Source organism: Desulfitibacter sp. BRH_c19 (assembly GCA_001515945.1).
Taxonomy (GTDB): Bacteria; Bacillota; DSM-16504; order Desulfitibacterales; family Desulfitibacteraceae; genus Desulfitibacter.
The window spans coordinates 64,542-76,643 of the sequence record LOER01000026.1; the positions used below are offsets into that span (position 1 = coordinate 64,542).

Annotated in this window: 14 protein-coding genes; 13 read left to right on the forward strand and 1 reads right to left on the reverse strand. The window is 35.5% G+C overall.

Annotated elements, in window-relative coordinates; genetic code table 11:
- The first annotated feature begins 194 nt into the window (after positions 1–194).
- From APF76_16495 to APF76_16515, 5 genes are all read left to right on the forward strand, one after another.
- Positions 195–422: a hypothetical protein gene (locus tag APF76_16495; GenBank protein ID KUO51093.1), complete on the forward strand. Its 228-nt coding sequence runs from the start codon at positions 195–197 to the stop codon at positions 420–422.
- Positions 423–442: 20 nt separating this feature from the next.
- A complete protein-coding gene (locus APF76_16500) occupies positions 443–2,227 on the forward strand; it encodes a hypothetical protein (protein ID KUO51094.1) in 1,785 nt (594 codons plus the stop codon).
- Positions 2,228–2,565: 338 nt separating this feature from the next.
- Positions 2,566–3,651, forward strand: coding sequence for an ABC transporter substrate-binding protein (locus APF76_16505; GenBank protein ID KUO51319.1), 1,086 nt, complete (start codon positions 2,566–2,568; stop codon positions 3,649–3,651).
- 60 nt (positions 3,652–3,711) lie between these two features.
- The gene (locus APF76_16510) at positions 3,712–4,221 is read left to right on the forward strand and encodes a hypothetical protein (GenBank protein KUO51095.1); all 510 of its coding nucleotides are present in this window, start codon (positions 3,712–3,714) and stop codon (positions 4,219–4,221) included.
- Positions 4,218–5,531, forward strand: coding sequence for a C4-dicarboxylate ABC transporter permease (locus APF76_16515; protein ID KUO51096.1), 1,314 nt, complete (start codon positions 4,218–4,220; stop codon positions 5,529–5,531). Before APF76_16510 ends, APF76_16515 begins: the two co-directional genes overlap by 4 nt.
- 91 nt (positions 5,532–5,622) lie before the next feature.
- Here the strand turns inward: APF76_16515 and APF76_16520 are convergent, their stop codons facing one another.
- On the reverse strand, positions 5,623–6,489 hold the full coding sequence (locus APF76_16520) for a hypothetical protein (protein ID KUO51097.1): 867 nt from the start codon (positions 6,487–6,489) through the stop codon (positions 5,623–5,625).
- Positions 6,490–6,845: 356 nt separating this feature from the next.
- Here APF76_16520 and APF76_16525 point away from each other — a divergent pair, with 356 nt between their 5' ends.
- The 8 genes from APF76_16525 (at position 6,846) to APF76_16560 (ending at position 11,924) form a co-directional block, all read left to right on the forward strand.
- Positions 6,846–7,826, forward strand: a complete 981-nt coding sequence (locus APF76_16525) for a hypothetical protein (protein ID KUO51098.1) — start codon at positions 6,846–6,848, stop codon at positions 7,824–7,826.
- Between the two features lie 134 nt (positions 7,827–7,960).
- On the forward strand, positions 7,961–8,440 hold the full coding sequence (locus APF76_16530) for a hypothetical protein (protein ID KUO51099.1): 480 nt from the start codon (positions 7,961–7,963) through the stop codon (positions 8,438–8,440).
- Positions 8,441–8,625: 185 nt separating this feature from the next.
- Complete coding sequence (locus tag APF76_16535) at positions 8,626–9,804, forward strand: arsenic-transporting ATPase (protein ID KUO51100.1); 1,179 nt, start codon at positions 8,626–8,628, stop codon at positions 9,802–9,804.
- Positions 9,794–10,012, forward strand: coding sequence for a hypothetical protein (locus APF76_16540; GenBank protein KUO51101.1), 219 nt, complete (start codon positions 9,794–9,796; stop codon positions 10,010–10,012). The genes APF76_16535 and APF76_16540 overlap by 11 nt, the downstream gene beginning before the upstream one ends.
- 61 nt (positions 10,013–10,073) lie before the next feature.
- A complete protein-coding gene (locus APF76_16545; GenBank protein ID KUO51102.1) occupies positions 10,074–10,709 on the forward strand; it encodes a lysine transporter LysE in 636 nt (211 codons plus the stop codon).
- Between the two features lie 245 nt (positions 10,710–10,954).
- Positions 10,955–11,149 carry a Cro/Cl family transcriptional regulator gene (locus tag APF76_16550; GenBank protein KUO51103.1) on the forward strand — a complete coding sequence of 65 codons (195 nt, stop codon included), beginning with the start codon at positions 10,955–10,957 and terminating at the stop codon, positions 11,147–11,149.
- Between the two features lie 3 nt (positions 11,150–11,152).
- Complete coding sequence (locus APF76_16555) at positions 11,153–11,593, forward strand: hypothetical protein (GenBank protein KUO51104.1); 441 nt, start codon at positions 11,153–11,155, stop codon at positions 11,591–11,593.
- 73 nt (positions 11,594–11,666) lie between these two features.
- On the forward strand, positions 11,667–11,924 hold the full coding sequence (locus APF76_16560; GenBank protein KUO51105.1) for a hypothetical protein: 258 nt from the start codon (positions 11,667–11,669) through the stop codon (positions 11,922–11,924).
- Positions 11,925–12,102 lie beyond the last annotated feature (178 nt).

Genomic DNA, 12,102 nt, shown 5'->3' on the forward strand with positions numbered 1-12,102 from the left:
CCTTCAGATGGAGTAAAAACTCCACCTGAAGTCAAGAATCCTGTTTATAAGGGTGCCAAAAATGGTACCTTTTTTTATTTTAAAACCTATTTCAAAATAAATTGAAAGACATATCTTTAGTTAGGTGACACCCCTATCCGAAAATTAGTACATTAATATAGAGAAGAGAAAAAATCATTATAGAGGTGAACAATATGACTAATCAATCAGGAAAAGATAATGGTTGCTGCTATACAATTGTTGTTGATGGTCATCTTGAGGATCGATGGACAAAATGGTTTCCTGGAATGGAAGTTATACGTTTACCAGAAGGTATAACTAGACTTAGAGGATCTGTTGATCAGTCTGCATTACATGGGATGTTCAGTCGCATACGGGATTTACAATTATCTATTTTGTTGGTGAAGCGTGAAGATGATTAAATGGAGGTATCTAGTTAAAAATGAATAAACTAACTAAAATAATACTAATGATTTTCTCTATAGTAATAATAGCATTTATTGCTTATTCATTATTAGGGAATAATGCCATTGCTACTAGCAACAAGAACCAAGAACCGATATCAGAAAGAACTTACCCATTAACACAGTTACAGCAGGATTTTAAACAATTCCAAGATACCATAGAAAAAAAACATCCCAAGGTCTATACAAATCAAGAGGAATTATCAAAACTATATAAAGACCAATACTCTCTATTAAGAGATAATATGAGTGAACTAGAATTTTATCGTATTCTCTCCCCAATCATGGCAAAAGTAAATTGCGGCCATTCGAATATAACGCTGTCAAAGGAATATGAAACTTATATTCGAGAAAGTGGTAATGTCATACCCCTTGATATGAAGGTAATTGATGATAAAATATACATTCTTAAAGATATGTCTGGAGAGGGTATTCCAGCCGGATCAGAGATTTTAACTATCAATGGCTATACATCAAAAGATATCATCTCAACATTTCTAGAAAATTTGGCTTCAGATGGATCAATTCTATCAAGAAAATATGAGGTGATTAATCTTCAGTTTAATGACCTGTTTTATACACTTATTGATAATGCTGATAAATTTGAGATTACATATCAAGAACCCCAAGAACTACAGGTAAACCAAAAAACTTTAGTTGCTATTCCAGTAACTAAAATAAGAGATCGTAAAGAAGAATTAATCTCCCTCAATATTTATATGGACATGAATGCCTGGGCTGAAGCACCTTCAAAAGAAATAAACCAAAATTATGCAGTCTTGAACGTAAATTCTTTTATGTCAAATCAGAAACTATTTAAAAAAAATATTGATGAATTCTTTATAGAAGTAGCTGACAAAAAAATACAAAATCTAATAGTAGACTTTAGAGGTAACTGGGGTGGTGCACCTAAAGGTTCAGTTCTCCTATATTCTTATTTATTAGAACAACCAGAAAGATACTTTACAGATGATGCTCCCATTTTCTTTTTTAATTACAAAAAACCAATAAAACCAGCAGAAAATAAATTTGACGGAAATGTATATTTTCTTGTGAATGGCACCTGTTTTTCTACTACTGGGCATCTAGTTTCTCTATTAAAACACCATAATATAGGGACTATAATCGGTGAGGAAACAGGCGGTTCATTTCTTTGTTCTGGTAATGCAAGAAATTACACCCTTAAAAATACACAGCTAAGACTTTACTGCTCACAAGATACTTATGAAGTAGTAACATCTGGAGCAACACCTGGAAAGGGTGTGATACCGGATTATGAGGTTAAACCTACAATTGATGACTATCTAACTGGAAATGATCCTGTAAAAGACTTTGCAATAGAATTAATTAGCAATAAAAATAGCGAAGCAGAAGCAGATAACCACCAGAACAGTCTTTATATCAACCAAACCTATAACTTCAACCTATTATTTCCTGAAAGCTGGGAGGGTAAATATTATATTACTGAGGTTGAACCCACGAGGATAGACATATGCCATATAAATGATATAGAAGATGAAAGAATAGCAAGGCTCTTTACCTTGCATGTGTTTAGCAACAATCATGATTTTGAAGAAAGATATAACAGTCTTCAAGAGACAATTCCCATGAAGAAGATTTATGAGGATACAGACCTAATTGTGGCTGTGACATATCCAAGTGATATAGCCTATGTCCATTCAGAACAAAAATATCTGGAAGAGTATAATGGGATGTTAGGAGATATTCCAGAAATACTATCTAGTATTCAAAGAAGCTTTTGAAATCAATTATAATAATAAAATGCAATATGATAAATTTTCTAATTGATTTATAGTAATAAGTTGTGATATCATTTTTAGTATATAAGTTTAACTGGTTTAATTTTTGTGACCTATATTTGCAACTTGTTAGTGTAGGATGGTAGAGCAGTAGGTTTTGCGATTAACAGTTATGGAATTGTTTAAGAAAGTAGAATGGTAGGATGGTAGTTATATGGAATGGTTTGATATTAATTGCCTGATTTTATGTGGCAATACTATTAACCTTGTTAATTAACTCCTCCTACGGGGTTTTTTGTTTTTTATAAAACTTTAAGGGGGATTTTTTAGTGAAAAATTTATTGTCAAAAGATCAAAAAAGGTTAAAATTAGGAATTTGTCTAGTAATTATGCTGATGCTGCTTATTACCATTACCAGCTGTTCTTCAGGTAATACTCCTGGCAGCAATGACACAGGCTCTGAACAAGATGCCATTGAGCTTAACCTAGCTCATTTCTTTCCTGGTACTCACCCAGCGGAAACTGAATTGATACAACCATGGTCAAAAGCTATCGAGGAAGCTACTGAAGGCAAAGTAAAAATTGTCAGTTACCCTGGTGGAACTTTGATTCAAGCTGATGCTATCTACGAAGGAGTTATTTCAGGCGTTGCTGATATTGGGCTTTCCTGCTTTTCCTATACTAGAGGACGGTTTCCAGTACTAGAGGCCTTTGAGTTGCCTGGTATAATTTACAGTAATTCCAAGGTTGCTAGCAAAGTCGCTTGGGAGGGTATAAAGGAGTTAGAACCAGAAGAAGTTCAGGATACTAAATTACTGATGGTGTTTGCCACAGGCCCTGGGGATTTGTTCACCAAGGTTCCTGTTAGAAATCTAGCAGATATGAAGGGACTGGAAATACGGGCTACTGGACTAAGTGCTAAGACAATAGAGGCTCTCGGAGGAATGCCCGTTGCCATGCCTCAATCGGATGCTTATGAAGCACTATCTAAAGGGGTTGTAAAAGGAAATCTTTCTCCAGTCGAGGTATTAGGAGGATGGAGACATGCTGAAGTAACTGATTACTTGACCCTAACACCCTTTCTATACAATACTCTATTTTTCATAACTATCAATCTAGATACTTGGAACTCTTTGTCGCCAGATGTTCAAGTGGCTATAGAGGAAGTTAGTGAGCAGTATTTTGAGCAGGTAGCCATGGGCTTATGGGATATGCAAAATGAAACCGCATTAAAATGGGCAGTTGAAGAAACTAAACAGGAGATAATTACTCTTACAGAACAAGAACAACAGCTTTGGATGGAGCTTATTGAACCTATACAAGATGAATATATAGATAGTATGGATAAACTGGGATACCCTGGTCAGGAAATACTAGACTCGGTTAAGGCTTTAGCGGATGAAAATAACGAATTGTATCAGGATTAGCGAAGTTTTTTCGCTAAATAATATAATTGTGTAGCATAACTTAGGGGATGTGATTGTGAAATGGTATCAATTAAAAAGGGGTCTAATTTATTTTCCGGATTTGTTGGTGGATTAAGCACCATCTTAGATAGAATAGCTGGCTTCTGTATGTTTTCCATCATGGGATTAATTGTAATAAATGTGTTGCTTAGGACTATTTTCAATAGCTCCATTCTTGGAACATATGAGTATGTGGGTTTCTTAACTGCTGCAATGATCGGCTTGTCTTTGGCAAACTGTGCTTATGTGAGGGGTCATATTGCTGTGGACTATTTTATGGAGCGTTTATCTCTCAAGACACAGAAAGTTACCGACGGCATAACAACCGGCACAGCTCTTTTATTTTGGGTTCTATCAGCATGGCATCTGAGTAAATACGCATATACCCTATCTCTGAGTGGTGTAGTATCACCCACTACCCAGACCCCTTTTTACTATTTCATTTATGTGCTTGCCTTTGGCCTCTTGGCCATGGGGCTAGTGTTATTAGCCAATCTAATGGAACACTTAAAAAGGTTGGTGGTAAGATGAGCACATTAGCTGTAGGTATTAGTGGCGTAGCCGCCTTTTTTATACTTCTGGTTCTACGAATGCCTATTGCTTTTGCCATGGCTATAGTTGGTTTTGTTGGGTTTAGTTACCTGGTTAATGCCTCAGCTGCATTCAGCATGGTGGCCAATGAAATATACTCTGTCTTTTCCTCTCACAGCTTAAGTGTCATTGCCATGTTTGTCTGGATGGGCTTTTTGGCCTATTATTCTGGAATTGGTACCAGGCTATATGTGTTTGCTTATAAGCTGATAGGACATTATGCAGGGGGATTGGCTATAGCAACTCAGGTAGCTTGTGCTATTTTTGGGGCTATTTGTGGTTCGAATACGGCAACAGCAGCCACAATGGGTGCTATAGCCCTCCCTGAAATGAAAAAGTATAAATACGACGATTCCCTGGCAGCAGCCAGCGTAGCTGCCGGTGGTGCACTAGGAGTATTGATACCACCTAGTGTAATCTTAATCGTCTACGGAATAGCAACAGAACAATCCATAGGTAAACTGTTTATGGCAGGAATTTTACCTGGAATTCTATTGATGTTTTTGTACATCGGGGTTATAGTTATAATTGCAGCTAGAAACCCTGAACTTGGTCCTCCTGGCCCTAAAGCCAGTTGGCCCGAGAGATTTAATGCTCTAAAGGGTGGTCTAGGAGAGGCCTTAATCATCTTTGCCCTATCCATGGGCGGCTTGTTTTTAGGCTGGTTTACTCCTACAGAAGCAGGCGCCATAGGAGCTGCCGGAGTGTTGGCAGTTTCTTTATTAAATAGGAGGCTAAGTTGGAATGGATTGAAAAAATCCATGGTGGATAGCACGAGAACTACTGCTATGATTATGCTGATGGTCGCTGGAGCAACTATTTTTGGTAGATTTATAGCAATTAGTCAAATCCCCTTTGAGGTGGCTAAATGGGCAGGAGAGCTAGCACTACCACCATTTGCCGTGATGGTAATAATCCTATCTATCTATTTAATATTAGGATGTTTTATCGATGCTTTGGCATTAGTGCTGCTTACTATTCCTATTTTTTTTCCGGTGGTGGTTGATACCTTGGGGTATGATCCTATTTGGTTTGGAATAATAATTGTTATGGTAGTGGCTATGGGTGTGATAACACCTCCTGTCGGTATGAATGTCTATGTAATCAAGGGTGTGGCACCCGACATCCCACTAGAAGTAATCTTTAAGGGCATTTGGCCCTTTTTATTAGCACTATTTATATGTATTGCAGCACTCATCGCCTTTCCTCAGATCGCCACTTATCTTCCAGAAATACTCTTTCGCTTGTAATTGCGTCTCGAATGAAGAAACCATTGTATCAGTATCACCATTCTATCAAAACATATGTGTGATGTATGTTCCCTCAGACTTGAGGGATTTTTTATAACGCCCCTATTCCCTGATTTGCTAGATATGCCTCTAAGGTTAAATTGTTTTCGAATATTTCCAAGGCGGTATCCATTCCTACATATCGAAGGTGCCAAGGCTCGTAGCTGTATCCGGTTATATCTTCCTTGCCCTTTTCATATCTGATAACAAAACCATATTTGTGGGCATTTTCAGCTACCCACTTTCCCTCTATTGTGTCTCCAAAGCTTTTTGATAAAGAGAATTCTACACTTTCGCTTGTGACATCCATTGCCAATCCGGTCTGGTGTTCACTATGGCCTGGTCTTGCGCTGATTTTATCGGCCCCTGCTTGTCCTAGCCTTTTAACATGACCCTTATAAACAGATTGCTGCAGGCTATAGGATCTAAATCCTGATACTGCATAGAGATAAGTTCCTTCATCTTCTGCAGCTATAAATAGTTCCTCTAGTGCTCTAGCTGCTACTTCACGCATGTTTTGTTTCTCATGGGAACCTGCGAAGCTAAATTTCACATCAGGGACAGTCAAATCACCTGGCGTATAATCGGATGGTAGCTTAAAGGTTTTGTTTACCAAAATAAGAATATCATTTAAATCTGACAAGGCAATAACTTGTTCAGTATTTGTTTCTAAATCAACCGGCTCTATAGGTTTCTCTTCTGTGAAAGGTTGTTCATCTATCTTAGAATTATCATCCCAGGTTGTTTCATCCGTAGTGGGAAACTCTCTATTGTCCTCTTGTGGTTCATCTTCTGTCACCGAGTTGTTCTCATGCGCCACCATTTCCGCATCTGCTTGTGTATTAGTCCATAAACTGATTGCAGCAAGAATAGAAAGAAATATTACTATTGATAAGAGTAATATTTTGTTCCTAAACATGGTTATTCCCCCAACAACATGGATCCTCTATAGTAAAGCAAATCATCCCCAGTCCCCCTTATGATACTAAAAAATTTAGCTATTACATTCATTATAAGGGGTTTTTTCATGCAAATACAACAAAATATCCAGATAATCTTGTTTTTTCGAAAGTTTTTTATTGATGCTGAATTTAGAATTTTTTATACTTAAATATTGAAAACATTACCAATGAAAACTTGTCCCTAAAGCTGGTATAATTACCATTGGGGAAACGCGATTTACAAAAAAATATCATTAAGAAATAGAGAGGGAGAGCGATGCCAATACATAATGTAAGGGGGATTACCCGTAGCCATTTTTTTATGACGTTTTGTATGATATTCTTACTTTTTATGAGTTTAAGTATAACAAATATAGCTCTTGGATTTACCGTTGAGGGGAGGGATACTAGTAAGGAAACTGATTTATCCTGGGCGCTAAATCCCATTGAGGATAAGTGGTTATATGAGGAGATTAACCCAGAGATAAATATTGGTAGAAATATAGAAGTAGAAAAAACACTTGATTTAATTAAGGAATTGGAAGAGCAAGCAGAAGAAGCTGGTGCTTCGGGAGCCAAAACAGAAAAAGAAGAAGTTAATAAATCAGAAGAGAAGCCGAAAGAGAAATCCGAAGAAAAATCCGAAGAAAAATCCGAAAAGAAACCTGTACAAAATCTGGGGGACAATTTAAATAGCTATGTTCTAAGTATAATAAAAACATATGAAATAGGTAAATACCCGTACATATTAAATACTGACTATCAAAACTATAATGGAGTAACTACTAATCTTTATTATAAGGACAAGCTTTTGCTTAAAGCCCATCCATCTGGCAATAGGGCTAGTCATTGTACAGGAATTACCTTTGAAGTACTCTTCAAAGCAATCCAAGAAAGAAATAGAAAATTAGGAATAGATCCTAATGACTTTAATGGAATGACCTATGACCAATTGTTTGATTTTGTAATGCAATGGTATTCAGCTTCTGGATCACAAAACGGTAATATTGCAACAGCTGTGGAGCAGTATGGAGTTGGTAAAAGGATTACAAACTTTGAAGAACTAAGGCCTGGGGACTTTATACAATTTTTCAGAGAGAATAATACAGGCCATGTTGTTGTATTTCTTGAGTGGATAAGGGAAAACAATAGGATAATTGGCTTAAAATATTGGGGAAGTCAGGAATCCACAAATGGAATAGCCTATAGAACTGAATACTTCAATATTACCAATAAGGACGGGAAAAAATATGGCAATGTAATTCAAAATAATATCTATCTTGCTACTATATTCCCAGTAAGTCAGTATAAATAAGACATCATACCCCTGTTTGAGGATAGGGGTATTTTTTTTGCGCCTGGTAATAAAATATTATTGACAGACAAAGACTATATATATTATACTTAGAACAAATAGTACGGTATACGAAATATACGGAGGATGCAACAATGCAGTTTGATAATTTGATGGACATTTTTTTTGATAATCTTAAAAAATTGTTTTATCCCGAAGAATGGATAGGTTTGGATCTCTCACTTTCCAAAACAGAGATGTTTACACTCTTGTTAGTAGATAGACATAAGGAAATAATCATGAGCCAGATTGCAGATTATATAAATATACCTATGAGTACTGCTACGGGAATTGTAGATAGACTTGTCAAAAAGGGATATTTAAAGCGAGATAGAAGTGATTATGATCGTAGAATTGTTGTACTCCAACTTACTGAAGATGGACAGCATTTGCTGGATAACTTCAAAGTAAGTGTAAATAAATATATTGATATTATTAACCAGGGACTTACTGAGGAAGAAAGAGAGTTTTTATTTAAAATCATGCTCAAAGCAGTAAAACTAGTTAGTCAAAGTAATGCCAGTGAACTGCAAGAAACAGAAGTAAAAAAGATTAAGAAGATTAATATTGAATAGAATAGGCTTTTTGTTTTAGTTTAGCTAGATAGCCCACCAATAGAGTGGGCCATCTACAAAGCATTTAGTACGAGTAACGTAATATCCTAAATATGAATGAATAATATTAATTGGGGACAGTCCTTTGCCACAAAGCTAGACCTGTAATTGAGGTGTGTCCCCATACATTAACGGAGGGGATTTAAATGAGAATTATATTATATACTGGAAAAGGTGGCGTAGGAAAAACTAGTGTTGCTGCTGCATCAGCAGTAAAAATTGCTAACGAAGGGTATAAAACCTTGGTTGTTAGTACTGATCCAGCTCACAGTTTAGGCGATTCCTTTGATCTGAAATTATCAGCTGAACCAATTGAAATAACAGAAAACCTATGGGCTCAGGAGATTGATAGCATGCACGAGGTAGAAAAGGGATGGGGTCAAGTACAAAAATATTTGACTACCCTTTTTACTGCTAAAACTGTAAAAGATATTACTACAGAAGAGCTTACTGTTTTTCCTGGCATGGAAGATCTTTTAAGTCTGATTAGGATTTTAAAGTATTACAAAGAAAAGACATATGATGTAATAATTATAGATTGTGCTCCAACTGGCGAAACCTTAGCATTTCTAAGCTTTCCTGATATGTTAAGGTGGTGGATGGATAAATTATTCCCAATAAAGAGAAAAGCTTTGAAGATTTTCAAACCAATAGCTGAGCCTATATTAGGACTACCCATGCCTACGGATGGAGTTATGGGCGAAATTGAAAATATCTATAATCAGTTGGATGAGATGAGGCATATTTTATCAGATAGAGAAATAACCAGCGTTAGGGTTGTAGTTAACCCAGAAAAAATGGTTATCAAAGAAGCACAACGTAGCTTCACCTATTTGAATATTTATGACTTTAATGTAGATGCAATTATAGTAAACAGGGTTATCCCCGACGATGTATCCGATGAGTACTTTAATATATGGAAGGATACTCAAAAAAAGTATAAGGAAATCATTTACGATAGTTTTTCACCTGTACCAATCTATAATGCTCCACTTTTTGAAAGAGAAGTTGTTGGTCTGCAAATGCTTAAAAGAATGGGAGATACAGTATTTGGCGAGGAAGATCCAGCTAGTATAAAGTTTAATTCTAGAACCCAATACGTTGAAAAAGATGGAGATGAGTACCTCTTTACAATCCATATGCCTTTTACAGAGAAGGGTGATTTGTCTCTGAATCAAAAAGGAGATGAGTTAATAATTAAAGTGGGAAGTATCAAAAGGAATATAGTTTTACCTAGAACTCTCTTAAATCTATCAGTAGTAGGTGCAAAATTTGAGGATGAAGTGTTAAAGGTTAGATTTGGAGGTGGCGGAGATGAAAAATAGCTCAATAAAGGAAATCATAAAGCTTAAGCTTAAATTAGCCGATAACGTAATAGATTTGTTTCCAGATCCAATAGGAGACCAGGTAAAGGAATTAAAGAAAACTATGTTAGACGCCATTATTGAAGCTGATCAAGAGAATCAAGACGAAAATCGGGAGCAAAAAGAAAGAGGTATGATTAAACCAATAAATATTTTAACCCTTTTGTAACTGGATAGTTTAAAATAGGGATAAGATTTGTTTTTCAGATTCGGTTAACGGGGGGATTACTGTGATAGGTATTTTTTTCCAATCACTACTTATTGGGTATTCTGGAGCGATGATGCCTGGATCTTTGTTTACATATACAGTAGATAGAAGTATACGCCATGGAACAAAGACGGGATTGATTGTATCACTTGGACATTCGCTTCTTGAATTGGTTTTAGTAATTTTAATATTTCTAGGAGCTGGAAAATATCTCTCTACAGATATGGCCAGAGCCGTCATAGGGCTGATAGGCGGAGTGGTTTTAGGATTTCTGGGATTTGGAATGATAAAAGACGTATATTTGAACAAAATTTCATTAGATACTGAAGACAACAAAAGTACTAAACAGGGAAATATGTTTTTAGCAGGTGCAGTACTAAGTGCAACCAATCCGTATTTCATCATCTGGTGGTCAGCGGTAGGTCTTACATTAATAATGAATTCTTACTATGCTTTTGGCATTACCGGTATTGCAATATTTTATATTGGACATATATTAGCTGATATTTCGTGGTTTACCTTTGTTGCTGCCCTTATAAGCAAGACAAGGCACCTAATAAATATTAAGGCATATAAGGTGATAATTGTTGTTTTAGCAGTTTGCCTTATAGGTTTCGGAGTTACTTTCTTCGCAAGCGGTATAAGATATATATCATAATTTCTTTAATATCAAGCACCTTTCTCTTATTGAGAGGTGCTTTTTGCAATTAATTGTCTCTGTATTTTACTTAGAGTAACTGTATGAAGCTAAGAAACTGACAAGATCCTGACAAGATATGAAATATATATATTATAAATTGCAATATATAATTTACATTAAGACATATATAATATATAATAATGACAAATGTTGCTATAACAGTTTTTTGAAAGCTTTTTTGAAAAGAGACGGGGTTATAGAGAATGAAGAATATAAAATTGAAGTTAGCAAGAGTTGAAAAGGATTTATCGCAAGAACAACTGGCAGAAAATGTTAATGTGACGAGACAAACTATTGGTTTAATAGAAGCTGGTAAGTATAATCCTACACTCAAACTTTGTATTGCGATATGCAAAGAACTGAACAAAACTTTAAATGATATTTTCTGGGAGGACTGAGTAATGAAAAAGATTGAAGATGAAAGAATCATCACAGAGAAAAGAAGGATTAATTCAAATGCATTTGGAATATGTTTTTTATTATTATGGGCGATATTATTAGTTAGGCAATTTGTGCTACAGCAGACTATTATGGAATATATTGATATATTTTTGCTAACAATTGGTCTTTCAATATATATTACTGCAAATAGTGTGCTTAAAGGTCTCTATTTAACATATAGGAGTAAAAATGTTAGAAAAAAATCAAATTTAATAGGTGCTTTTGTCGGGTTATCAACATTTACGATTGTGCAACTTTTTGTAATGAGTTATGATCTTACCAATTGGCAAGATGTTCTTAATTTGATAGTGTCAGGGATAGCATTTTTTATTGCTTGGATAACGATTCAAAATATTTTATTTAAAATTAGTGAAAAAAAGTCAAATAAAGATATAGAATAGTACGATCAATAGTACCCTCATTAGATTTAGTGAACTCGTTTAGCCAACCTCATTTGCTCGTTGGTTAAAAGTTATGAATAAGGATTATATTGGTATTGAGGGAATTGTCGGGCAATATGTAGATTTGCTAAATATCAAGTATATTAATATGGACAGGGAAAAGCGTCTAAAGAATCTAACCAAAATTGCTAAACGAATTGTTGAATTTAGTTCAGATGATGACCACCGAGAAATAAAAGAGGTTGTAGTAAAAGCGGCAAAAGAATATGGCTGCCCAGAGGAACACATTCGCCTTGAGGGCATTGAATACCCTGATGAAATTAGGTGGTAGGATTAACACTACTTATTCCATACGGTAGAATATCTGACCCCATCCAAGATTGTACCTTTGCACAATAATATAGTGCAAGGGTTTTTTGCTATCTACGGAACATATGAAAAATAAAAAACTATAAGTAGGATTATGAGCATTTTTCCCGAATTACATACAACAAATGTATTAAGAATAC